This is a genomic window from Planomonospora antibiotica, from assembly GCF_014647955.1.
Taxonomy (GTDB): Bacteria; Actinomycetota; Actinomycetes; order Streptosporangiales; family Streptosporangiaceae; genus Planomonospora; species Planomonospora parontospora.
The window spans coordinates 1-24,179 of sequence record NZ_BMQE01000068.1 but is presented as its reverse complement, the minus strand read 5'-3'; the positions used below and the strand labels follow the sequence as shown (position 1 = coordinate 24,179).

The 24,179-nt window shown below is 73.2% G+C and carries 18 protein-coding genes; 13 read left to right on the top strand and 5 right to left on the bottom strand.

From position 1 onward, the window contains the following. A partial coding sequence (locus IEZ06_RS33235) for a protein kinase family protein (RefSeq protein ID WP_189240634.1) occupies window positions 1-1,811 on the bottom strand: 1,811 nt, incomplete at its 3' end. A gap of 223 nt (window positions 1,812-2,034) precedes the next feature. On the opposite strand from IEZ06_RS33235, the gene IEZ06_RS33230 reads away from it, so the two are divergent. From IEZ06_RS33230 to IEZ06_RS33215, 4 genes are all read left to right on the top strand, one after another. Further along, complete coding sequence (locus IEZ06_RS33230) at window positions 2,035-3,039, top strand: methionine synthase (RefSeq protein WP_189240633.1); 1,005 nt, start codon at window positions 2,035-2,037, stop codon at window positions 3,037-3,039. 139 nt (window positions 3,040-3,178) lie between these two features. Next, a complete protein-coding gene (locus IEZ06_RS33225; protein ID WP_189240632.1) occupies window positions 3,179-3,601 on the top strand; it encodes a hypothetical protein in 423 nt (140 codons plus the stop codon). 204 nt (window positions 3,602-3,805) lie between these two features. Further along, window positions 3,806-5,986: an NAD-dependent DNA ligase LigA gene (ligA, locus tag IEZ06_RS33220; protein ID WP_189240631.1), complete on the top strand. Its 2,181-nt coding sequence runs from the start codon at window positions 3,806-3,808 to the stop codon at window positions 5,984-5,986. 130 nt (window positions 5,987-6,116) lie between these two features. Next, entirely contained in the window at window positions 6,117-8,198 is a 2,082-nt protein-coding gene (locus tag IEZ06_RS33215; RefSeq protein WP_189240630.1) for a putative bifunctional diguanylate cyclase/phosphodiesterase, read from the top strand. On the opposite strand, the gene IEZ06_RS33210 is transcribed toward IEZ06_RS33215, so the two are convergent. Further along, the gene (locus tag IEZ06_RS33210; RefSeq protein WP_189240629.1) at window positions 8,195-9,610 is read right to left on the bottom strand and encodes an ATP-binding protein; all 1,416 of its coding nucleotides are present in this window, start codon (window positions 9,608-9,610) and stop codon (window positions 8,195-8,197) included. The genes IEZ06_RS33215 and IEZ06_RS33210 overlap by 4 nt on opposite strands. Window positions 9,611-9,941: 331 nt before the next feature. Between IEZ06_RS33210 and gatC the strand changes: the two genes are divergently transcribed. The 6 genes from gatC to IEZ06_RS33180 all read left to right on the top strand — a co-directional run bounded on the left by gatC (window position 9,942) and on the right by IEZ06_RS33180 (window position 16,167). After that, window positions 9,942-10,241: an Asp-tRNA(Asn)/Glu-tRNA(Gln) amidotransferase subunit GatC gene (gene gatC, locus IEZ06_RS33205; RefSeq protein ID WP_068897628.1), complete on the top strand. Its 300-nt coding sequence runs from the start codon at window positions 9,942-9,944 to the stop codon at window positions 10,239-10,241. Then, a complete protein-coding gene (gene gatA, locus IEZ06_RS33200; protein WP_189240628.1) occupies window positions 10,238-11,728 on the top strand; it encodes an Asp-tRNA(Asn)/Glu-tRNA(Gln) amidotransferase subunit GatA in 1,491 nt (496 codons plus the stop codon). The genes gatC and gatA overlap by 4 nt, the downstream gene beginning before the upstream one ends. Before the next feature lie 33 nt (window positions 11,729-11,761). After that, a complete protein-coding gene (locus tag IEZ06_RS33195) occupies window positions 11,762-12,850 on the top strand; it encodes an AAA family ATPase (protein ID WP_189240627.1) in 1,089 nt (362 codons plus the stop codon). Beyond that, complete coding sequence (locus tag IEZ06_RS33190) at window positions 12,847-13,416, top strand: hypothetical protein (RefSeq protein ID WP_189240626.1); 570 nt, start codon at window positions 12,847-12,849, stop codon at window positions 13,414-13,416. Before IEZ06_RS33195 ends, IEZ06_RS33190 begins: the two co-directional genes overlap by 4 nt. A 247-nt stretch (window positions 13,417-13,663) precedes the next feature. Continuing rightward, a complete protein-coding gene (gene gatB / locus IEZ06_RS33185; protein WP_189240625.1) occupies window positions 13,664-15,169 on the top strand; it encodes an Asp-tRNA(Asn)/Glu-tRNA(Gln) amidotransferase subunit GatB in 1,506 nt (501 codons plus the stop codon). Between the two features lie 347 nt (window positions 15,170-15,516). After that, window positions 15,517-16,167: an MOSC domain-containing protein gene (locus tag IEZ06_RS33180; protein WP_189240624.1), complete on the top strand. Its 651-nt coding sequence runs from the start codon at window positions 15,517-15,519 to the stop codon at window positions 16,165-16,167. Window positions 16,168-16,312: 145 nt separating this feature from the next. Here the strand turns inward: IEZ06_RS33180 and IEZ06_RS33175 are convergent, their stop codons facing one another. The 3 genes from IEZ06_RS33175 to IEZ06_RS33165 all read right to left on the bottom strand — a co-directional run bounded on the left by IEZ06_RS33175 (window position 16,313) and on the right by IEZ06_RS33165 (window position 19,413). Continuing rightward, window positions 16,313-17,812, bottom strand: a complete 1,500-nt coding sequence (locus IEZ06_RS33175; protein WP_189240623.1) for a tripartite tricarboxylate transporter permease — start codon at window positions 17,810-17,812, stop codon at window positions 16,313-16,315. Then, complete coding sequence (locus tag IEZ06_RS33170) at window positions 17,813-18,349, bottom strand: tripartite tricarboxylate transporter TctB family protein (RefSeq protein WP_189240622.1); 537 nt, start codon at window positions 18,347-18,349, stop codon at window positions 17,813-17,815. 98 nt (window positions 18,350-18,447) lie between these two features. Then, entirely contained in the window at window positions 18,448-19,413 is a 966-nt protein-coding gene (locus IEZ06_RS33165) for a Bug family tripartite tricarboxylate transporter substrate binding protein (RefSeq protein WP_189240621.1), read from the bottom strand. A gap of 175 nt (window positions 19,414-19,588) precedes the next feature. Between IEZ06_RS33165 and IEZ06_RS33160 the strand changes: the two genes are divergently transcribed. From IEZ06_RS33160 to IEZ06_RS33150, 3 genes are all read left to right on the top strand, one after another. Beyond that, on the top strand, window positions 19,589-21,175 hold the full coding sequence (locus tag IEZ06_RS33160; RefSeq protein ID WP_203872219.1) for an ATP-binding protein: 1,587 nt from the start codon (window positions 19,589-19,591) through the stop codon (window positions 21,173-21,175). 56 nt (window positions 21,176-21,231) lie between these two features. Beyond that, the gene (locus tag IEZ06_RS33155; protein ID WP_189240635.1) at window positions 21,232-21,882 is read left to right on the top strand and encodes a response regulator; all 651 of its coding nucleotides are present in this window, start codon (window positions 21,232-21,234) and stop codon (window positions 21,880-21,882) included. Window positions 21,883-22,290: 408 nt separating this feature from the next. Beyond that, a complete protein-coding gene (locus IEZ06_RS33150) occupies window positions 22,291-24,087 on the top strand; it encodes a VanW family protein (protein WP_189240620.1) in 1,797 nt (598 codons plus the stop codon). Window positions 24,088-24,179: the final 92 nt, after the last annotated feature.

The window sequence follows — 24,179 nt, the reverse complement described above, 5'->3', positions numbered from 1 at the left end:
TTGGCCGCGGTGGTGGTGGGCTTGGCCTGGGTGGGTGCCGTTGTGGGCTTGGCCGCGGTGGGCGTCGCCGGCGGCGCGCTCGGAACCGCCGTGGGCGTCACCGAAGCCGAAGCCGAAGCCGACGGAGCGGCTGCGGGCGTCACCGAAGCCGACGGAGCGGCTGTGGGCGTGACCCCGGGGGTGGTCGACGGAGAGGGTTCGGGCGACCCCGTGGGCTGCGGGGACTCCGGAGCCGGTTGCGGCGTCACCGTGAGGGTCACCGTCGGCTGCGGGGTCGCCGGCTGCTGCGTCGCGGTGGCCGTGGGGGCCGGTGCGGCGGTGGGGGTCTGCTGCGTGCCGGGCCGGTCCGTCCGCTGCGGCGCCGCGGTCGACGGAACGGGGACCGGGGGCGGGGTGAGCGAGCTCAGCGTCGGGACGGGCGCGACGGTGGGCACGGCGGGGACGTCGGTGGGCAGCTGCAGCGGCCCGACATCGCCCTCCCGCGGTTCCGGGGTCGTCCCCCACGGCACCGTGACCCGGTTCACCGGGTCGTCCCCGGTGCCCTGTCCCGTGCCGGTGCCCTGCCCCTGGCCGTCGTCCGCGACCTGGTCCTCTCCCCGCCCGGCCAGCTCCAGCGGGATCCGGGGAGCGGCCCCGTCGGCGGCCGTCCGTCCCGTGTTGTCCAGAGAGGTGTACTTCCCCGCGGCCCAGACCCCGAGTCCGGACAGCAGGGCGACCACGCCCACGCAGGCCGCCAGGAGGAGGGAGAGCCCTCCGGTCCTCGGCCGCTCCCTGACGGGTGCGGTGAGCACGGTCACGTTCGCCGGCGGCGGATCCCCCGGCAGGGGCGGCGCGCCCCAGATCTGGGGCGCGGGGGGCGTCGGCGCGCCGGCGCCGGGCTGCCCGGCCGCACCCGGCACGACCTCCCCCCGCAGGTCGTCGCCCGGGAGGACCGGGCGGCCCTCCTGCGGGACGGGGACGGCGGACAGCACGCGGTCCTCGGGGCGCTCGCCGAGCAGCCGCAGCATGGCCGCACCCGCGTCCGGCCGGGCCTCCGGACGCTTGTCCAGGCAGGCGGCGATGAGCGGGCGGAGCGTCGCCGGGATGCCGCTCAGGTCGGCGGGCCCCTCCAGCACCAGCTCGGGCCTGCCGCCGTAGGGCGGCCGGCCGGTGGCCGCGTAGGCGACCGTCGCCGCCCAGGCGAACAGGTCGGCGGGTTTCGCGGCGGTGGACGCACCGGGGGCGCCCGGAGCCGGGGACGCGCCGGGAGCACCCGGAGCGCCGCCGGGGGAGAGCCCCGCACGGAGGCGTTCGGGCGCGACGTAGTCCGGCTCGGACCCCGCCCCGCCGAGGCCGATGTCGCAGACCCTGGGGCCGTCGGGACCCAGGAGCACCGTGTCGGGGGTGAGCCCGCCGTGGACGGTCCCGGACATGTGGACGGCGGTGAGGGCGTTGAGCGTGCCCACGGCGAGCCGCTCCAGCGCGTCCCCGGTGAGCGGCCCGTCCTCGGACACCGTCTCACGGAGCGAGCGCCCTTCCACGTGCTCGCGGACCACGTACGGCGCGTCGTCGAACCAGCCGACCTCGATCAGCCGGGCGGTGTGGGCTCCCGAGACCCGCCTGGCCGCGTTCAGCCCGTTGGTGATCCGCTCCCGCGCCTGCGGATCGGCGTCCGGGCGGGGCTCCAGCATGCGGATCACGCGGGGCGTGTCGTCGTCCAGCAGATGACCCAGGTAAACGGTCTGCCCGGGATCCGGGGAGAACCGCCCGATCAGAACGTATATACCGATACGTTCCGGATCGTTAGGTAGCAATGGGTATAAATCGCCCATGGAATTCCTTCCATCCCCGCTATCGATATAAGCGTCTATGGGTTGATCTAGCACCATCCAAGCAAATCTGTCTCGTCCTCATCACCCGCTTCGTCGGTATTCCGTGTTTCATTTCCTAACGAATCGGGAACCCCGGCGTTCCGGGTCGTACCGGAACATCGGGGTGCCGCGCGCCGAGCAGGGTGATCGGCGCGGATCGCCCGCCGGGCCTAAGCTGACCCTCGTGAACGTGTTTCCGTGGGATGAGGCGGCCGCGACCGGCATCGGGTCGCACCCGGGCGAGGACCACGCCGAGGCGGTCAGGGTCGTCTTCGGCGAGTCGCCCGCCCTGCCGTACCTGCCGGAGCTCCCGGCGCGCGGAGTCGGCGCGGACACGATCGGCAGGGCCGCGTCCCTGCTGGTGGAGCTGGCCGTGGAGGTGCAGCCCTCGGGCTGGCGCTTCGCCGACAGGCCCGGCCGGGACGCCAAACGGGCCCGTGACCACCTGCTGCGCGACCTCGACGGCCTGGAGGAGGCGGCCCAGGGCTACGAGGGCCCCTTCAAGATCCAGGTGTGCGGGCCGTGGACCCTGGCCGGGGCCGTCGAACTGCGCCACGGCGACCGGGCGCTCGCCGACCCCGGAGCGGTGCGCGACCTCGTGGCGTCCTACGCCGAAGGACTCGCCCTGCACCTCGCGGAGGTCCGCAAGCGGGTGCCGGGTGCGACGGAGATCGTGGTCCAGCTCGACGAGCCGGGTCTGCCCGGCGTGCTCGCCGGCACGGTGCCGACGGCGTCGGGCTTCGGCCGGCTGCGCGCCGTCGAGGCGCCGGTGGCCGCCGAGCGGCTCCGGTCGGTGCTCCCGGACGGCGCCTTCCCGGTCGTGCACTGCTGCGCCCCCGGCGTGCCCCTCCGGGTCCTGCGCGAGGCGGGGGTGAAGGGCGTCTCGCTGGACGCCTCCCTGCTGCGGCGGCGCGACGAGGACGCGATCGGCGAGTCCGTCGAGGCGGGCACGGCGTTCCTCCTCGGGGTCGTGCCCGGCACCGACGCCCCGCTCCCGGACGTCGGGGAGGTCGCCCGGCCCGCCGTCGAGCTCTGGCGCCGTCTGGGCTTCCCCTCCGCGACCCTGGCCTCTCAGGTCGTGCTCACCCCCGCCTGCGGCCTGGCCGGGGCCTCGCCCGCCTACGCCAGGGCCGCGCTGGCCAAGTGCCGGGAGGCGGCCCGGGTGCTGCGCGAGGACCCGGGCGAGTAGGACGGGTCCTCGTCCAGGACCGGGCGGAGGTGCGGGCCGGCCACTCCTGCCAGCGGTCCTACGGAGCTTCAAGCGGGGTGCAAGTACGAGGCCCTATCTCTGGACGTGTCGCTGAACCGATCACATGTCTGGAGTTTCGATGCGCACCGGGTTCCGTGTCCTGCTCGGCCTGACCGCCGCCGCGGCCCTCACCCTCGGCGGGTCCACGGCGGCCTCGGCCGACGCGGCGGCCTCCTCCTGGAAATGGGGACCGATCCACTCCACCGACGGCCACGCCACCGCCAAGGGCAGGATCGTCGTCACCCAGAGCGCCTTCCAGATCCGGGGCGACCTCTACGACACCCGGGGGAGGGGCTGCTCGTGGGTGCAGCTGCGCTGGCTGAGCGGGAGCACCGGCCGCTGGGGCTCGACGGCCTACTACAACTGCACGCCGGGCACGGGCACGTTCCGCAAGAACATCGGCTACCCCCTGACGGTCAAGGCGAAGGTCTGCCGGGGTACCTCCGGCAGGCCGACCGGCCGGTGCACGTCCTGGAAGACCGTCTACCGCCAGGGAGGCTGATCCCCTGATCTCCGGTGGCCGGGGAGCCGGGGCCCGCGACCCGGGCTCCCCGGCCGCGGCCCGTGCGGCCCGCGCCGTCCGCCGCCCACCGCCTGCCCTTCGGGTCGCGTCCGCCCGCCGCTCACCGTCCGCCCGCCGCCCGGCCGGATGTCGGTGCCCGGCGATAGATTCTCCCTGGCCGGTCCGACGAGGGGAGAACAGGCGATGGGCGTAGAGGTCGAGGGCGTTCCGGTGGCGGCGCTGGAGCGGCACGCGGAGCTGAGCGAGCTGGTCGAGGAGGCCAACTGGCGCTACTACGTGCTCGACGCGCCGACCGCCAGCGACGCGCAGTACGACACGTGGATGCGCGAGCTGCACGCCCTGGAGGAGGAGCACCCCGCCCTGCGCACCCCCGACTCGCCGACGCAGAAGGTCGGCGCGCCGATCTCGGGGGACTTCACGCCGGTCGAGCACCTGAGCCGGATGGAGAGCCTGGACAACGCGTTCGACGCCGACGACCTGGCCTCCTGGCAGGCGCGGATCGAGCGGCTGGCCGAGCAGGACCCGGGGCCCTACCTGTGCGAACTGAAGATCGACGGCCTGGCGATCTCGCTGGTCTACGAGAAGGGCAGGCTGGTCCGGGGGGTGGTCCGGGGCGACGGCCGGGTCGGCGACGACGTGACGGCCAACGTGCGCACCATCGCCGACATCCCGCACCGCCTGACCGGTGACGGCGTGCCCGACCTGGTCGAGGTCCGGGGCGAGGTCTACATCCCGGTGGAGGAGTTCGCCAGGCTGAACGAGCAGCTGGCCGAGGCGGGCAGGGCGCAGTTCGCCAACCCGCGCAACTCCGCGGCGGGCTCGCTGCGGCAGAAGGACCCGCGGGTCACCGCCCGGCGCCCGCTGCGGATGATCGTCCACGGGGTCGGCGTGTGGCAGGGGAGCGAGCGGCCGCGGGCCCAGTCCGAGGTCTACGACCGGCTCCGGGAGTTCGGCCTGCCGGTGAGCGACCTCTACCGGGTCGTCGACGACCTCGACGGGGTCAACGAGTTCATCGAGTTCTACCGGGAGCACCGCCACGACCCGGCCTACGAGATCGACGGCGTCGTGGTGAAGGCCGACCGCGTCGAGATCCAGCGCAACCTCGGCTCCACCAGCCGGGCGCCGCGCTGGGCGATCGCCTACAAATACCCCCCCGAGGAGGTCAACACCAAACTCCTCGACATCCAGGTGGGCGTCGGCCGGACCGGCCGGGTCACGCCGTTCGGGGTCATGGAGTCGGTGGTGGTGGCGGGCTCCACGGTCGAGCGGGCCACGCTCCACAACGGCTCGGAGGTCGCGCGCAAGGGGGTGCGGATCGGCGACACCGTGGTGCTGCGCAAGGCGGGCGACGTGATCCCGGAGATCGTCAAGCCGGTCGAGGAGCTGCGCGACGGCACCGAGCGCGAGTTCACCATGCCGACCCACTGCCCGGAGTGCGGCACCGAGCTGGCCTACGAGAAGGAGGGCGACGCCGACCTGCGCTGCCCCAACACCCGGGCCTGCCCGGCCCAGCTCCGCGAGCGCATCTACTTCGCCGCCGGACGCAAGTCCCTCGACATCGAGGGCCTGGGCTACGTGGCGGCCACCGCGCTGACCCAGCCGCTGCCCCCGCACGAGCCGCCGGTCCGCACCGAGGCCGACCTGTTCGACCTGACCATCGAGCGGTTGCTGCCGATCGAGTCGGTCGTCCGCGACATCGACACCGGCCTGCCGAAGACCGACCCCGAGACCGGCGACCCCAAGGTCGTCACCTTCTTCGCCAACAAGAACGGCACCCCCAGCAAGAACGCCGAGAAGATGCTCCAGGAGCTGGAGAAGGCCAAGGACCGGCCGCTCTGGCGGGTGCTGGTGGCGCTCTCCATCCGGCACGTCGGCCCGCCCACCGCCCAGGCCGTCGCCGCCGAGTTCGGCTCGATGGACGCGATCATGGCCGCCTCCGAGGAGGAGCTCGCCGCGGTCGAGGGCGTCGGCCCGCGCGTGGCCGCGGCGATCCGCGACTGGTTCGAGGTCGACTGGCACCGCGAGATCGTCGACCGCTGGCGGGCCGCCGGGGTCCGGATGGAGGACGAGGCGCCGGCCGACCTGCCGCCGCAGACCCTGGCCGGGCTGACCTTCGTGGTCACCGGCACGCTGGCGGGCTACACCCGCGACGAGGCGGGGGCCGCCCTGGCGGGCAGGGGCGGGAAGGTCTCCGGCTCGGTGTCGAAGAAGACCTCCTTCGTGATCGCCGGGGAGAACGCCGGCTCCAAGTTCGACAAGGCGGTCAAGCTGGGCGTGCCGATCCTCGACGAGGGCGGCCTGGAGGTCCTCCTCAAGGAGGGACCCGAGGCCGCGGCGGCGATGGCGGTCCCGCCGGAGGGGTGACGCTCCGCGACGGCGGGAGCCTCTGCGTGCACGTTCTCTGCATCCCGTCACAGAACGTGCCCAATCGGTTTCGCGAAGTGGCCCGGAGGCCGTACTCTCCCATAGTGAACTAATGGGGGTTTTATTACTCATGGCCGACCCAACAGATACACGCGACACCGGACCACGTGTGGGCTCGCCCCTGTGGGCCTACCTCACGGCGGTCACCGCCACCGGGACCGCCGCCCTGGTCGCGGCGCTGTGGTGGATCAGTCCCGGCGACCCGGCGGACCTCGTGCGCTCCCCGCTGTTCTGGACGCTCACGGTCCTGATCGTGCTGGGGGACCTGCGACCGGTGCTGCTCTCGTCGTCGACGGCTGCGGGGGGCACCTACCCGTCGACGATGTTCACCTTCGCCGCGCTGCTCCACTACGGGCTGCCGGTCGCCGCGCTGATGCAGGCGGCCGGCATCCTGTTCAACGGGGCGGTCACCCGCAAGGCGTGGCACCGGGTCCTGTTCAACGTGGCCCAGGTGACGCTGGCCTGCGCGGCGGCCGGGGTGGTGCTCGCGCTGTTCGGCCACCGGCCGGGGGCCGCCTGGGTCCCGGCCGGCACCGACCTGCTCGCCATCGGCCTGGCCGGGCTGGCCTACTTCGTGACCAGGGGGCTGCTGGTGTGCGGGGCGGTCGCGCTGCACGAGCGGCGGTCGGTCCACCGGGTGATCAGGACCACGATCGGCCACCAGAGCCTGGTCTACGCCGCGCTGCTCGGCCTGGCCCCGCTCGTCGTGGTGGTCATGAACCACTCCCCGGCACTGGTGCCGCTGTTCGTCGCGCCGATGGCCGCCGTCTACTTCACCGCCACGATCTCGGTCCGCCGCGACCACCAGGCGATGCACGACGGGCTGACCGGGCTGCCGAACCGCAAGCTGCTCGTGCTGCGCACCGAGGAGGCGCTCGCCGAGGCGCGGGCGCGGCAGGGGGAGCGGGTCGGCCTGCTCCTGCTGGACCTCGACCGCTTCAAGGAGGTCAACGACACGCTCGGGCACCCGGTGGGCGACCGGCTGCTGCAGACGGTGGCGCACCGGCTGATCCACAGCGTGCGGCCGGGGGACGTGGTCGCCCGCCTCGGCGGCGACGAGTTCGCGGTGCTGCTCCCCTCGGTCCGGGACGCCGCCGCGGCGCGCGAGGTGGCCGCGCGCCTGCGGGTGGCGCTCACCGAGCCGGTCCGGCTGGAGGGCATGACCTTCGACATGGACGCCTCGATCGGCATCGCGCTCCACCCCGACCACGCGCCGGACTTCGAGCTGCTGCTGCAGCGCTCCGACGTGGCGATGTACCTCGCCAAGGAGGGCCGGACCGGCGTCGAGCTCTACGTCGCCGACAAGGACCGCAACAGCCCCGAACGGCTCGGCCTCCTCGGCGACCTGCGCCGGGCCATCGACCGCTCCGAGCTCGCCCTGCACTACCAGCCGAAGATCGATCTGGCCGCCGGGCAGGTGCGGGGGGTGGAGGCGCTGCTGCGCTGGCGCCACCCGGTGCGCGGGACGGTCTACCCGGACGACTTCATCCCGCTCGCCGAGCAGTCCTACCTGATGCGCCAGCTCACCGAGTACGTCATCGACGCGGCGCTGGAGCAGGCCGCCGACTGGTGGCACGCGGGGGTGCACGAGCAGATCTCCGTCAACGTCTCGGCCCGCGACCTGCTCGACTCCGCTCTCCCCGAACGGCTGGAGGCCGGCCTGGCGAAGCACCGGTTGCCGCCCAAGGCGATCCAGCTGGAGGTCACCGAGCGCATCCTGATGACCGACCAGGCCTACACCGCCGACGCCGTACGGGCGCTGAACTCCCTGGGCGTGCCGCTCGCCCTGGACGACTTCGGCACCGGCTACTCCTCGCTGGTGCGCCTGCAGCGGCTCCCGGTGGCCGAGGTCAAGATCGACGCCTCGTTCGTGCGGCGGATCTGCGAGTCCGGGGACGACGAGCGGATCGTCCGCTCCATCGTCGACCTGGTCCGCTCGCTGGGGCTGCGCTCGGTCGCCGAGGGCGTCGAGTCGGCCGAGGTGGCCGCGCGCCTGGAGGAGATGGGCTGCGACCTGGCCCAGGGCTGGTGGTTCGCCGAGCCGATGTCCGCCGCCGACGCCACGGCCTGGCTCCGCGAGCACCGCGACCCGGTCCGGCCCGCCTTCCGGGTGCCCGACCCCGCCGGGCTCCTCGACCCTCAGACGGCCTAGCCCCAGGCGCTCATCAGGTCGTCGGGGCCGTACGACGCGGTCAGGCCCGAGCAGGAGACACCGTTGCGGGAGACGGCGACGAGGGGCACCGGATCACCGGTGAGGGCGGCGCGGTGCCTGGCCAGCGCGGCCAGGTCGTGGTCGTCGAAGGCGGCGTTCTCCAGCCACTTGATCGATCCGAGGAAGCGGAGCTCCCGCGCGACCGGTCCGCGGTCGGCTCCGACGATGTCGATCTCCACGTCGTTGCTCCGGGTCCAGTAGGAGCCGACCGCCGGAGCCCCCGGGAGCCTGTCGTCCGGCAGCAGCCTGGCCAGTGACTCGCGTACGAGCGGCTCGATGGCGCGTCCCCGCCAGGTGCTCCACCGCGAGACGATCCGCCGGAGGGTCAGATCGCCCCGGCGGCGCTCGATCTCCGGCATGTGCGGATGGAGGAAGGAGAGCCAGAAGCGCAGGTAGGGATCGGTGACCCGGTAGCGGCGCTCCTTCGACGGGCGCAGGGACACGGGGAGCTCACCGGCCACCATCCTCTTGGTGATCAGTAGATCGGCCGCGCGGGACAGCGTGCTGTGGGAGATGCCGCCCGCCTGCCGGGCGATGTTGGTGAACGTGCGCTCGCCGCTGCCGATCGCCTGCAGCACCTGGCGGGCCTGCGCCTCCACCGGGAACTCGGCCGCGAGTGAGCGCTCGGCGGACACCAGGAGCGCGGAGACCGGATTCGTCAGGGCGCCGTGCAGGTACTCCCAGAGCGACGCCCCGCGCGGCCACTCGCCGCAGACCAGGGGGAGACCGCCCGTGACGACGGTGGCGTCGAACGCGTCGGCCGGGGAGAGGTGGAGCATGCGCTGGATCTCGTGGGGGTTGAGCGGTCCGACGACCATCTCGGTCCCCCGCTGGTGGAACGGGCGCTCGTAGTCGTTCAGGGCCTCCATCATCGACAGGTCGGAGCCGATGAGGACGAGCAGGACGGGTTTCCGGCTGAGGAACCGGTCCCAGGCGCGCTGCAGGAGGCCTTCGAAGGCGTCGACGCGTTCCATGAGGTAGGGGACCTCGTCGATCACGACGACGGAAGGGCCGTCATCGGGCAGAGCGTCGGCGAGGAGTTGCAGGGCGCCGTTCCACGTGCTTGGGGCCATCTCCGCGAAGACGTCCTTTCCCGGCAGGCCGGAAGCGGAGACGTCGTCCATGAGCTGTCGCAGCTCGGTCTGGGCGTCGGCGCGCGCCGCCGTGTAGAACAGCGACGGCAGGCCGCTCCGGTTGACGAACTCCTCGGCCAGAGCCGACTTGCCGATCCGCCGCCGTCCGCGCATCAGCACGCATCGGCCGGGGCGCGCCGTGGAGATCTCTGATCGCACCTGGCCGAGCAGCGAGTCGAGCGACGCCAGCTCGTGCTCCCGGCCGACGAACCCGCCCATGTGACCTCCCAAGACTTCTTTCGTAGATACTATCGCGGGCGATAGTATCTACGTGGATAGTATTCCGAGAAGAAGTAGGAGTGCACTTCGACGAAGTGCACTCCTGTCTCCTTCCGGCAATGCGGAGTTCGGGGTTAGGCGAAGTACGGAAACTCCGGCGGCGGGCGTGGGACGGCCGCCGGGCACGTCGGGCGGGGCTCCCGGACGGCCGGGAGGGGCGCTCTCCGGCGGAGCCGGGCCGGACCCGAACCCGAGGAGTCGGGCACGCACGGTCACGCACTCTAGGATGAGAGTGTCCGATTGCCATTCCACGAAACGGGTTCAACGACTCATGTCCGCCATAACCCGCGACGAGGTCGCTCACCTCGCCCGGCTGTCCAGGCTGGCGCTGTCCGACGAGGAGCTCGACCACTTCGCCGCCCAGCTCGATGTGATCATCGGTGCGGTCGCCCGCGTCGCCGAGGTGGCGGCCGACGACATCCCGCCGTCCTCGCACGCGCTCCCGCTCACCAACGTCTACCGTCCCGACGAGGTACGGCCCGGCCTGACGCCCGAGGAGGCGCTGTCCGGCGCCCCGGCCGTCGAGGAGAACCGCTTCCGCGTCCCGCGCATCCTCGGGGAGGAAGCATGAGCCTGATCCACAAGACCGCCGCCGAGCTCGGCGCGCTGATCGCGAGCGGCGAGACCTCGGCCGTGGAGGTCGCACGCGCCCACCTCGACCGGATCGCCGCCGTCGAGCCGCAGGTCAACGCGTTCCTGCACGTCGACGCCGAGACGACCCTGGCGCAGGCGCGGAGGGTCGACGAGCGCCTGGCCGCGGGCGAGGAGCTCGGCCCGCTGGCCGGCGTGCCGATCGCGCACAAGGACGTCTTCACCACCACGGACATGCCCACCACGGCCGGGTCGAAGATCCTGGAGGGCTGGCGCCCGCCGTACGACGCGACCGTGACCCGCCGGCTGCGCGAGGCCGGGCTGGTGATCCTCGGCAAGACCAACCTGGACGAGTTCGCGATGGGCTCCTCCACCGAGAACTCCGCCTACGGCGTCACCCGCAACCCGTGGGACCTGTCCCGCATCCCGGGCGGCTCCTCCGGCGGCTCGTCCGCGGCGGTCGCGGCCTACGAGGCCCCGCTGTCCACGGGCACCGACACCGGCGGCTCCATCCGGCAGCCCGCCGCCGTCACCGGCATCGTCGGCATGAAGCCGACCTACGGCGGCTCCTCCCGCTACGGCCTGATCGCCTTCGCCAGCTCCCTGGACACCCCGGGCCCGTTCGCCCGCACCGTGCTGGACGCGGCGCTGCTGCACGAGGCGTTCTCCGGGCACGACGCCCTGGACTCCACCTCCATCGACGCCGCCGTGCCGAGGGTCGCCGAGGCGGCCCGCGAGGGCGACGTGGCGGGCCTGCGGATCGGCGTGGTCAAGGAGTTCGGCGGGGACGGCTACCAGCCGGGCGTGCTGGCCCGCTTCCGGGAGACCGTGGAGCTGCTGGAGTCCCTCGGCGCCAAGGTCGTCGAGGTCTCCTGCCCGTCGTTCACCACCGCGCTGCCCGCCTACTACCTCATCGCCCCGTCGGAGTGCTCGTCCAACCTGGCGCGCTTCGACGCGATGCGGTACGGCCTGCGCGTCGGCGACGACGGCACCCGCTCGGCCGAGGAGGTCATGGCGCTCACCCGGGCGCAGGGCTTCGGCCCCGAGGTCAAGCGCCGCATCATCCTGGGCACCTACGCGCTGTCCAGCGGCTACTACGACGCCTACTACGGCCAGGCGCAGAAGGTCCGCACGCTGATCGCCCGCGACTTCGAGGCGGCCTTCCACCAGGTGGACGTGCTCATCTCGCCGACCACGCCGACCACCGCGTTCCCGATCGGCGAGCGCGCCGACGACCCCATGGCGATGTACCTCGCCGACCTGTGCACGATCCCCACCAACCTGGCCGGCAACGCGGCCATCTCGGTGCCGTGCGGCCTGGCGGACGAGGACGGCCTCCCGGTCGGCCTGCAGATCATGGCGCCCGTGCTCGGCGACGACCGCTGCTACCGGGTCGGCGCCGCCGTGGAGCGGGCCCTGACGGACCGCTGGGGCGGCGGTCTGCTGGCCAAGGCGCCCGCACTCTAGGCGCGGGCGGGGCACCGGGGAGGAAACGGGGGAGTGATCACTCGCATCGAGATCGACGGGTTCAAGTCGTTCCTGGACTTCGAGATCGACGTGCCGCCGTTCCTCGCGCTGGTCGGTCCGAACGCCGGGGGCAAGTCCAACCTGTTCGACGCGCTGGGGTTCGTCTCCGACGAGGTCGGCGGTTCCGGCGGCCTTCTCGGCGCGCGGCGGGGAGCGCCGAACGAGCAGTTCCACCGGGTCGCCCAGGGCGCCCCCGTCGCGGCGTTCACCGTCGCGGTGGAGGCCCTGGTCTCCCCGGAGCCCGGGGCCCTGCTCCCGGTCCGGTTCGACACGGGCGCGGAGATGGTGCTGCGCATCCCGAGGTCCACCGGGGCGGTCGTCAGCCACGTGGCCCGGCGGCTCCCGCCGGAGCTGCTGGAGCTCATGGTCGTGGACCCGGACCCGGCGGGCACGCCCCGCCGCACGGTCGCCGCGTGGCGCCGCCACGCCCCGGTCCCGCGCGCCATGCGCGGGCGGGGCGCGCCGGAGGACCGCGGGCCGCTGGCCGCCGACGGGGCGAACCTCGCCGCGGTGCTCGGCCGGATGGCGGGTACGGCGGCCTTCGCCGACCTGGTGGCCGACCTCGCCGCGCTGGTCCCCGGCGCGGCCGGGCTCCTGCCCCGCCTGGAGCGCGGCGAGTGGTCCTTCGGCCTGGTCCTGGACGGCCAGGGAGAGGTCCCGGCCGCGCTGCTGTCGGACGGGACCCTGCGGATCACCGGCCTGCTGGCGGCCCTGCACGACCCGGACCACCCGGCCACCCTCCTGGTGGAGGAGGTCGAGGCCGGCGTGCACCCCGGGCGGCTGGGCGAGCTGCTCCGGCGGGTCCGGCAGCGGGTGCGTGAGCCCGGCGGCGCGGAGCCGTACCGGCAGGTGATCGTGACCAGCCACTCGCCGGCGGTGGTCGCCGAGCTCGGCCGGACGGCCCCGGAGTCGCTGGTCTTCCTGGACGCGGTGGTGCGGGTCGACCCGGCGGCCGACCGGACGTCGCGGGTGAGCGTGGCCAAGCCGGTCCTGCCGGACGGCGAGCCGGGCACGTTCGTCTCGCCCCGGCAGCTCCGCCAGTACCTCGGGGCGGCGGCATGAGCAGCCGCTCCCTGGTCCCCGGCCTGGTCGCCGAGGGGGACGCGGACGGGGGCTTCCTGAGCGTGGTGGTCCCCCGGCAGCTCCGCGAGCTCGTGCGGGCCTCGCCGTACACCGTGGACGTCGAGGACACGCGGGTCATCGTGTGCGGCCGCGAGCACCTGGTGGCGGCGCTGGAGGAGCTGGCGGGCGACTGCCACCTGATCTTCGCCCGGTCCGGCGACCGCGAACGCGGCCGGTCGGACGGGATCCGCTACCACTCGCACTACCTGGTGCCGGTGGTCGGCCTGGGCGACACCGAGGCCTGGCCGCTGGCCGACCCCGCGGTGTGGGCCGGGCTGCCGGGCAGCGACCTGTCCCGGCTGCCGGCCAGTCCCGCCGACGTCGAGCGGATCGCCTACCCGCGGGAGGTGCTGACCGCGACCGCGCCCCGGCGGGGCAAGCCGGTCGGCGACTACTTCGAGTACATCGGACGCAACATCGACCTCGCCGTCCTGGCCCGGGTCCCCGGCTACGCCGGCTGGGTCGCCGAGACGCGGAACGCGCTGAAGGGACTCGGGTACCTTTGACGCTCCCCACCGCCCGCGGCGACGGCCCACGACGGCACTGTCATCGCAGAACGCTCCGGCTCTCCCGGATCGGACTGGTGACTCCTCCGCTCCCTGAAGGGAGCGGCTTCTCGCTTTCCTCTGCTGAGGTAGGCGACGGACAAGCCCTGCCCGTTTCAAGCAGACGAACTGTAACAGGGAAGCGATTCCCCTGCCGGGTGAACCCGGCAGTTCCCTCGCTAGATCTGATGGAAATGGTGAACGAATCATGAGTACAGGCACGCTCATGCCGTACGACGAGGCGCTGGAGCGCTTCGAGCCGGTGCTGGGCCTGGAGACGCACGTCGAGCTCGGCACGGCCTCGAAGATGTTCTGCGCCTGCCCGACGACGTTCGGCGCGCCGCCGAACACCCACGTCTGCCCGGTCTGCCTGGCGCTGCCGGGCTCGTTGCCGACGGCCAACGCCAAGGCGATCGAGTCGACGATCCGGATCGGCCTGGCGCTGAACTGCTCCATCGCCGAGTGGTGCCGCTTCGCCCGGAAGAACTACTTCTATCCGGACATGCCGAAGAACTACCAGATCAGCCAGTACGACGAGCCGCTCTGCTTCGACGGCTACCTCGACGTCGAGGTGGACGGCCGGACGGTGCGCATCGAGATCGAGCGCGTGCACCTGGAGGAGGACACCGGCAAGTCCACCCACATGGGCGGCGCGACCGGTCGCATCCACGGCGCCGACTACTCGATCGTCGACTACAACCGCGCGGGCATCCCGCTGGTGGAGATCGTCACCAAGCCGATCCCCGGCACCGACCGGCTCGCGCCCGAGGTCGCCCGCGCCTACGTCACCGAGCTGCGCGAGGTCATGCGCTCCCTCGGCGTCTCCGACGTGCGCATGGAGGAGGGCTCCATGCGGTGCGACGTCAACGTCTCCCTCATGCCGCGCGGCGCCTCCGAGTGGGGCACCCGGACCGAGACCAAGAACGTCAACTCGCTGCGCAGCGTCGAGCGGTCGGTCCGCAGCGAGATCGAGCGCCAGGCCGGGATCCTGGCCGGCGGCGGCCGGATCGTCCAGGAGACCCGCCACTTCCACGAGGACACCGGCACCACCACCTCGGGCCGGTCCAAGGAGGAGGCGCAGGACTACCGCTACTTCCCCGAGCCCGACCTGGTGCCGATCGCCCCGGACTTCGCCTGGGTGGCCGCGCTCAAGACGGCCCTGCCCGAGCTGCCGCGGCTGAAGCGCAAGCGGCTCCAGCAGGAGTGGGGCGTGTCCGACCTGGACATGGAGGCCATGCACAACGCCGACGCCATCGACCTGGTCGAGGCGACGGTGTCGGCCGGCGCGCCGCCCGCGGACGCCCGCAAGTGGTGGATGGGCGAGCTGGCCCGCCGGGCCAACGAGGCCGGTGTGCCGCTGAGCGCGCTGCGGATCACCCCGGACGAGATCGCGCGGGTCTGCGCGATGGTCGCCGGCGGCGCGCTCAACGACAAGCTGGCCCGCCAGGTGCTGGAGGGCGTGCTGAACGGCGAGGGTTCGCCGGACGACGTGGTGGCCGCCCGCGGCCTGCAGATCGTCAACGATGAGGGCGAGCTGTCGGCGATCATCGACCAGGTGCTGGCGGACAACGCCGACGCGGCGGACAAGGTCCGCAACGGCAAGATCGCCGCCGTCGGCGCGCTGGTCGGCGGCGTCATGAAGGCCAGCCGCGGCAAGGCCGACGCCGGCCGGGCGCGGGAGCTGATCCTGGACAAGCTGGGCGTCTCCGAGTAGGCCTCCCAGCGCCGGGACGACCGGAAGAGGCCGGGCGGAAACGGCTCAGGTGTTCCCGGGACCGTCCAGGAAGCACCCGGACGGTTCCGGGAGACCTCCGGGGCGGACCCGCCCCCGCGGGGGAAACGATTCGTGAAGGCGCAGGTTCGCCGGTCGCACCCGGTTGACCTGCGCCTTCGTCATGTCTGAAATATCCCAACTACCGGGAATGCATGTTCCCGCAAGTGTTCGCCCCGGCGGGAGGCCCGGGTACGGGCGGGGCACGCAGGGCGCGGCCCCGGGATCTGGTGAGAAATCAAGAAATAACGGGTCGCAGCGGTCCGCGGCGGGGCCGTACCGTCATCCGCATGAAGCTGCTGTCCGTCAACATCGGCCGGCCCCGGCCCAATCCGTGGAAGAACCTGGGTGCGACGGGCATCGACAAGCGCCCCGTCGACGGCCCGGTCGCCGTGCGCGACCCCGGCCCCAAGGGCACCGGCGCGGTCGGCCTGGCGGGCGACCGCGTCTACGACGTGAAGCACCACGGCGGATCGGACCAGGCCGTCTACGCCTACGCCCGCGAGGACCTCGACGCCTGGGAGGAGGAGCTGGGCAGGCCGCTGCCGAACGGCGCCTTCGGGGAGAACCTCACGACCTCCGGCCTCGACGTCAACGCCGCCCTGATCGGCGAACGCTGGCGCATCGGGCGTGACGCGGTGCTGGAGGTCTCGTGCCCGCGGATCCCCTGCGGGACGTTCCAGGGCCGGCTGGAGGTGGAGGGCTGGATCAAGCGGTTCACCCGGGCGGCGCTGCCCGGCCCGTACCTGCGGGTGATCGAGCCGGGGGACGTCCGCGCCGCCGACCCGATCGAGATCGTGCACCGGCCCGGCCACGACGTGACCGTCGCACTCGCCTTCCGCGCGCTGACCGCCGAGCCGGACCTGCTGCCGCGGCTGCTCGCCGCCGACGCCCTGCCGCAGGAGGACAGGGAACTGGTCCGCAGGCGTACGGACGGGTGACCGGATCAGGGCCGTCCGGGGCGGGGCGTCCGCGAGGAGACCGGCCGGTGGCCGGCTCCGGGCCGTCCGTGAGGAGAGCGGGCGGGTGACCGGCTGCAGGAGCCCGTGGCGGGGCCGCCCGCGGAGAGAACGGGCGGCCCGGGCGTCACCGGCTCCCCGGTCGGCGTGCGAGCAGCCTCCTGACCAGCGGGGCGAGCAGGGCCAGCAGCGACAGCCCCAGCAGGGCCGCCGCGATCGGGCTGCGCACCAGGACCGCGGCGTCGCCCGCGCCGATGGCCAGGGCCCGGCGCAGCTGGACCTCCGCCATCGGGCCCAGGATCATGCCGATCACCGCGGGCGCGATCGGCAGGCCGAAGCGGCGCATCGCGAAGCCGAGCAGACCCAGGACGTAGAGCACGACCAGGTCCACCCAGGAGGCGTTCAGGGCGTAGACGCCGAGCGCGGCGAACAGCACGATCCCGGCGTAGAGGTAGGGCCGGGGGATGTGCAGCACCTTCGCCCAGACCGGGGCGAGCGGCAGGTTGAGCACCAGCAGCATGGCGTTGCCCAGGAACAGCGACGCGATCATGCCCCAGACCAGGGCCGGGTTGTGGTCGAACAGCTGGGGGCCGGGCTGCAGGCCGTACTGCTGGAAGGCGGCCAGCATGATCGCGGCGGTGGCCGAGGTGGGCAGGCCCAGGGTGAGCAGCGGGACCAGGGTGCCCGCGGCGGAGGCGTTGTTGGCGGCCTCGGGGCCCGCGACGCCCTCGATCGCGCCCCTGCCGTACTCCTCGCGGGCGGTCCCGCGGGCCAGCCGCCGCTCGATCGAGTACGACAGGAAGGTCGGGATCTCCGCGCCGCCGCCCGGCAGCGCGCCGAACGGGAAGCCCAGCGCGGTCCCGCGCAGCCACGGCCGCCAGGACCGGGACCAGTCGGAGCGGCCGAGGAACGCCCGGCCGACCGGGATGATCTCCGGCTCGTCGTGGCGGAGGCGGGAGGCCACGTAGAGCGCCTCGCCCAGCGCGAACAGGCCGACCGCGACGACCACCACCTCGATGCCGCCGAGCAGCTGCGGGACGCCCAGGGTCAGCCGGGCCTGCCCGGTCTGCTCGTCGATGCCGACCAGGCCGATGACCAGGCCGAACCCCAGCGAGGCCAGGCCGCGCACCACCGAGCGCGAGAGCACCGACGAGACCGCGGTGAACGCCAGCACCGCCAGCGCGAAGTAGTCCTCCGGCCCGAAGGAGATCGCGAAGTCCACGACCAGGGGGGCCGCCACGACCAGCAGGCCGGTGGCGATCGTGCCCGCGACGAACGACCCGATCGCCGCCGTGGCCAGCGCCTGGGCGGCTCGGCCGCGCCGCGCCATCTTGTTGCCCTCCAGCGCGGTGATCATCGAGGAGCTCTCACCGGGCGTGTTGAGCAGGATCGAGGTCGTGGACCCGCCGTACATGCCGCCGTAGTAGATCCCGGCGAACATGATGAACGCGCCGGCCGGGGGCACGTTGAAGGTGATCGGCAGCAGCAGGGCCACGGTCATCGCCGGGCCGATGCCGGGCAGCACCCCCACCAGCGTGCCGAGGGTCACCCCGGCCAGCGCGTAGAGCAGGTTGACCGGCGTGAGCGCGGTCGCGAACCCGTCCAGCAGCAACTGGAACGACTCCACCTAGATCACCCCCGAGAGCAGCCCGGCGGGCAGCGAGACGCCCAGGCCCTTGACGAAGGCCAGGTAGGACAGGGTGGACAGGACGATCGCGAGCGCACCCGCCCGGAGCCGGTGCGCCGCGCCGAGCATCACCGCCAGCCCGAAGAACAGCAGCGCGCCCGCGATGATCCAGCCCAGCGGGTCGACCAGGCCCGCGAAGGCCAGGAAGATCGCACTGACCTGGGCCACCGTCCGCCAGTCCGCGGGGGCGGCGGCGTCGACGTCCTCGCTCTCCTCCGGGTCGCCGTGGCCGCCCCGGACCACGTCGGCCGCGTAGCAGACCCCGATCAGCAGCAGCGCGATCCCGACGAGCACCGGGAAGAAGCGGGGCCCCAGCCCCAGCGTGGAACTGGCGGCGGAGACGTCCGCCGTGCCCGCGAGCACGAACCCGCCCAGCCCTGCGACGACCAGCGCCATCACCAGCTCCGGCCGCCGCCAGTCCCACCCGCTCCCGGCGGCGCTCTGCGGCTCCGGGCCGGTGGACCCGTCCCCCGGCATCCCGGTGGTCCCGGAGGCAGGACCCGTCTCCGAAGCCTCTGCGGCTCCGGAGACGGGGCCCTCCGCCGACCCCTCGGGGGAGGACATTTCGGAGGACATCAGGAGACGAGTCCCATCTCGGCGATGATGGCCTTGATCCTGGTCTGCTCGGCCGCAAGGAAGTCGGCGAACGGCTTGCCCGCCTGGAAGGCGTCGGTCCAGCCGTTCTTGGCCACCGCGTCCTTCCACGCCTGCGACCCGTGCATCTTGGTGACCAGGTCGACCAGCTTCTTCTGGGCCTCCTCGTCCAGGTCGCGGGGGGCGACGAACCCGCGCCAGTTGGCCAGCTCGACGTCCAGGCCGGCCTCCTTCAGCGTGGGCGCGTCCACGCTGGCGATCCGCGTCGGAGCGGACACGCCGAGGGCGCGCAGCCGTCCCGACTTCACGTGCTCGGCGAACTCGCCGACCCCGGAGACGCCCATCGCGACCTTGTTGCCCAGCAGCGCGTTCAGCGCCTCGCCGCCGCCGGAGTGCGCGACGTAGTTGACCTGCTTGGGGTCGATCCCGGCGGCCTTGGCCATCAGCCCCGCCACGATGTGGTCGGTGCCGCCGGCCGAGCCGCCCGCGATCGCGATCTTCGCGGGGTCCGCCTTCCACGCCGCGACCAGGTCCGCCAGCGTACGGTGCGGGGACTCGGCGGGGACGACGACGAGCTCGTACTCCTCGACCAGCTTCGCCACGGGCGTGGTGTCGGCCAGGGTCACCTGCGACTTGTTCTGCTCGACCGCGCCCACCATGACCAGGCCCATGGTCATCAGCAGATCGCCGTTGCCCTTCTCCCGCTCCAGCTGGGACAGGCCGATGGTGCCGCCCGCCCCCGGCACGTTGTAGACCTCGATCTTGCGGGACGGGTCGAGGCTCTTGAGGGCCTGCTCCGCCGTACGGGCGGTCTGGTCCCAGCCGCCGCCGGGCGAGGCGGGGGCCATGATCCTCAGCGCGCTGGTGCCCGAGGCCGACCCCGAGCCGCAGGCCGTGAGGGCGGCGAGCGGCAGGATCGCCAGGACCGCGAGTCTGCGAAGGCGCATGTCATCTCCTGACAACGAAAGAAACGGCGTGGTGAGGATGGTGGGGGGTGCGCGCCGCGCTGTCGATGCTTTGCGTGCTTGCCGTCGTATCGGTCGTATTGGTCACGGCCGGGCCGCCCGCGACCCGGCTGTGACCTCCAGGTGCTTTCATGAGGTCTCTGACCTGGGAGTACTCGTGCGAAAGATCATCAGCGCCTCTCTCGGCACCCAGCTGTTCGTGCTGCAGATGGCGGTCGTGCTGCTCTCGGCGGGCGGTACGGCGGGCGTCTGGACGGAGCACCTGCGCGACCAGCTCGAGCGGCGGCACCAGCAGCGGGCCCTGGCCATCGCCGAGGCGGTGGCCGGGCTGCCCGAGGTGCGGGAGGCGTTCGCCCACCCCCGCCCGCAGTCGGTCCTGCAGCCGATAGCGCTGGGCGTGCAGGCCGCGACCGGCGCCGACTACGTGGTGATCGCCAACCGCGACCAGATCCGCTACGCCCACCCCAACCCCGAGTTGATCGGCGGGCGGCTGTCCACCGACGGTTCGGAGGTCCTGTCCACCGGCCGCGCCTGGACCGGCGTCCAGACCGGGACCCTCGGCCGCTCGGTGCGGGGCAAGGCCGCCGTCCGCGACGCCTCCGGCGCGATCGTCGGCCTGACCTCGGTCGGGGTGCTGGAGGAGACCGTCGCCGGCCAGTTCGGCGCCGCCCTGCCGCCGCTGCTCTGGACCGTGCTGGCCGTGCTCCTCGCCGGATCGGCCGGGGCCGCGCTGATCGCGCGCCGGGTCCGCCGGCAGACCTTCGGGCTCGAACCCGCGGAGATCGCCTCCCTGCTGGAGCAGCGCGAAGGCGTGCTGCACGGCGTGAAGGAGGGCGTGGTCGCCCTCGACCTGCAGGGCAGGGTGACACTGCTCAACGACGCCGCCCGGGAGCTGCTCGGCCTGTCGCCCCGCGACGTCGGCCGCCGGATCGCGGAGATGCCGCTCTCCGACCGCATGCGCGACGTGCTGGCGGGGGAGGACGAGGGCGACGACCTGGTGGTCCTGCACCGCGACCGGGTGCTGGTGCTCAACCGCATGCCGGTGGCCGTACGCGGGCGGAGCAACGGCTGGGTGGTCACCCTGCGCGACCGGACCGAGCTGGTACGGCTGGCGCGCGCGCTCGACCAGGCCAGCAGCACGACCGACGCGCTGCGCGCCCAGGCCCACGAGTTCGCCAACCGCATGCACACCGTCGTCGGCCTGCTGGAGCTCGGCGAGCACGAGACGGCGATCGGCTACATCACCCGAACCACCGAGGTGTTCGGCCACCACTCGGCGGGCATCCGGGAGAAGGTCGCCGACCCGACCCTGGCCGCGCTGCTGCTGGCCAAGTCCGCCGAGGCGGCCGAGCGGGGCGCGACCCTGGTGCTCGCCGACGACTGCCGGGTGGAGGAGGGCGCGCTCGGCGACCCGCAGGACGCCGTGCTCGTCGTCGGCAACCTGGTGGCCAACGCCCTGGACGTGCTGGAGGAGATCGGGGGGACGGTGGAGGTCTCGGTGCGCACCGAGAAGGACGGCCTGCACGTCCGCGTCGGCGACTCGGGCCCCGGCATCAGTCCCGCGCTGGCCGAGGAGGTGTTCCGGGAGGGCTTCACCACGAAGGTGGCCCGGTCCGGCCCCCGCGGGCTCGGCCTGGCCCTGACCAGGCAGGCGTGCCTGCGGCGCGGCGGCTGGATCCGGGTGCACAACGCGGGCGGCGCGGTCTTCACGGCCCTGCTGCCCCGCAGAGAGGAGACCGCGTGAACGCCCCCCGGGGAGCGGCGCCGCAGACCGGTGTCCTGGTCGTGGACGACGACTTCATGGTGGCCAGGATCCATGCCGGGTACGTCGCGCGGGTGCCCGGGTTCACCGTGGTCGGCGCCGCGCACACCGGGGAGACGGCGCTGGCCGCGGTGGCGCGGCACCGGCCCGACCTGGTGCTGCTCGACATCTACCTGCCGGACATGTCGGGACTGGACGTGCTCAAAACGCTGAGAGGCGCCGCCCACCCCGTCGACGTGCTGGTCGTCACCGCCGCGCGCGACGCGGCCACGGTGCGCGCGGCCATGCACGGCGGCGCGGTGAACTACCTGGTCAAGCCGTTCGCGGCCGGAGCGCTCACCGAGCGGCTGGAGCGCTACGCCGACCTGCGCCGGCAGCTCTCCGCGATCGGCTCCGGCGCGGGCCAGGACGAGATCGACCGGCTGTTCGGCGAGGGCGGGAGCGGGAGCGGGGGCGGCCCGCAGCCGCTGCCCAAGGGCCTGTCCGGGACCACCTGCGCTCTCGTGGAGGACGTGCTGAGGGAGGCGGGCGCCGACCTGTCGGCGACCGAGGTGGCGGCGCTCACCGGACTGTCGCGGGTCAGCGCCCGGCGCTACCTGGAGCACCTGTGCGCCACCGGCCGGACCCGCCTCCGGCCGAAGTACGGCACCGCCGGGCGGCCGGAGCACCGCTACCTGTGGACCGGTTGATTTGTTATGCCTTTGGGGACGACGGCTGACCATTGTGGTTTAGGGTTGCCGGGGGGAGAAAGCGTGAGGGAGGGGACGGAGGCCGTGCGGAACGCCGGAAGGCCAACCGAACCGCCGACGGATCCGTTCGCCGCGGTTCCCCTGCCCTCGCATCCCGTCCGGCCGGGCGCCGCCGCCGGATCACGCGATCCGCGCAGACCCGCCGCGGAGCGGCCGGGATCCGGGCCGGGCTCCGCCCCGAACGGCGCTCCGAACGCCGCCCCCACCGGTGGCCCCCGCCTCCCTCCGGGCGTCTCACCCGACATCTTCGGCCCCTCCGGTGACCCCGCCGGCTTCGGCCGAGACGCCGGACCCGCCGCGGGAGGAACGGGCCTGCCGCAGGCCGCGTCCCCGCCCCAGCCCTGGCGGATGGCGGCTCCGCCGCCCGAGCACCCGATTCCGCCCCGCCCGCCGCAGGGCGGTCCCGGTGATCCCTCTCCGGCCGGTCCCCCCGGCCGGCAGGAGCGGGCCCAGCGCGGCCGGAGCCGCAGGCTCCTCCTCGTCACCGTGCTCCTGCTGGTCCTGGCCGCGCTCGCCTACGCGGTCCCCGCGGTCGCCATGTCCGGCAAGATCCTGCCCGGCACCCGGGTCCGGGGCGTCGACATCGGCGGGCTCACCGCGACCGAGGCGGCCGACCGGCTCAGGGAGCGGCTGGCGGAGCGGGCGGGCGAGCCGATGGTGCTCACGGCCTTCGGCAAGCGCCACGAACTGGACCCCGAGAAGGCGGGCCTCGAACTCGACGTGGTCGCCACCATCGACCAGGCGCCCAGCGACTTCCCCACCCCGGGAGAGGTGTGGCGCGCGCTCACCGGCACCACCGAGCTGGACCCCAGGCACTCGGTCGACTCCGAACGGCTGGACGCCGCCGTGGCGGCGCTGGCCGAGGACATCGACCGGGAGGTCGTGGAGGGCGCGGTCCGCTTCAAGGGCGTCGAACCGGTGACGGTGAAACCCCGGGACGGCCGCGAGCTGGAGAAGGCGGCCGCGGCCGCCGCGATCCAGAAGGCATACCTCGGCCCGGCCCGACCGGTGGAGCTGCCGGTCACCGTGATCAAGCCGAAGGTCACCGCCGCCGTGGTCGCGAAGACCGCGGCCTCCGCGGGCAAGGCCCTGGCCGGCCCGATCACCCTGAAGGCCGGAGCGCGGCAGGCGGTCCTCCCGGTCGAGACCGTCGCCGCCCACCTGTCCTTCGAGCCCGGCGACTCCGGCGGCATGCGGCCCGTCTTCGACGCCAGGAAGGCCGTCGCGACCGTCGAGAAGAACCTGGTGGACCAGGCGCAGGCACCCCGCGAGCCCACCTTCCGGATCGTCGGCGGCAAACCGGAGCTGGTCCCGGGCCGCAAGGGCCGGGGCGTGGACGACAAGAAGCTCGCCGCCGCCGTGGCGGAGCTGGTCTCCGAGGGCGGCAGCCGGACGATCCCGGTCAGCCTCACGACGGTCCGGCCGCGCACCTCCGAGGCCGAGCTGCGCGGGCTCGGCATCAAGGAGAAGATCAGCGAGTTCACCACGCCGTTCGAGTGCTGCCCTCCCCGGGTCACCAACATCCGCACGATCGCCAAGCTGCTGGACGGCCACCTGGTCAAGCCCGGTGAGACCTTCTCCCTCAACGGCGTCGTCGGCGAGCGCGACACGGCCCGCGGCTTCGTCGAGGCACCCATGATCGCGGGCGGTCGGCTGGTGCCCTCCGTGGGCGGAGGCATCTCCCAGTTCGTCACGACGATGTACAACGCGGTGTTCTTCGGCGGTCTCCAGGACGTCCAGCACATGGCGCACGAGTTCTACATCTCCCGCTACCCGGCCGGGCGCGAGTCCACGGTCTCCTGGCCGGCGCCGGACTTCCGCTGGAAGAACGACTCGCCGTACGGCGTGCTGGTGAAGACCTCGACCACGAACACCTCGGTCACCGTCGCCTTCTGGAGCACCAAGCGCTACGAGATCGAGTCCGTCTCCTCGGAGCGCTACAACATCACCCCGTTCGAGCGGAAGACCGACAGCGGCCCGGACTGCATCCCGATGGTCGGCCAGCAGGGGTTCACCATCGACGTGACCCGCATCTTCAAGAAGGACGGCAAGGAGGTCAAGCGGGAGACGGAGAAGACCGTCTACAAGCCCGAGACCGACCTCAAGTGCGTCGCTTCCACTGAGGCCCCCACCGAGGGCGATTAGCTCTCGGCCTTGTGCGGGCCCTGACCGGGTCCCGGGTCCGTGTTCTGTGTGGTGGTCGGGGTGGGTGCGCACTGCGGCGGGCCGGTGGTCCT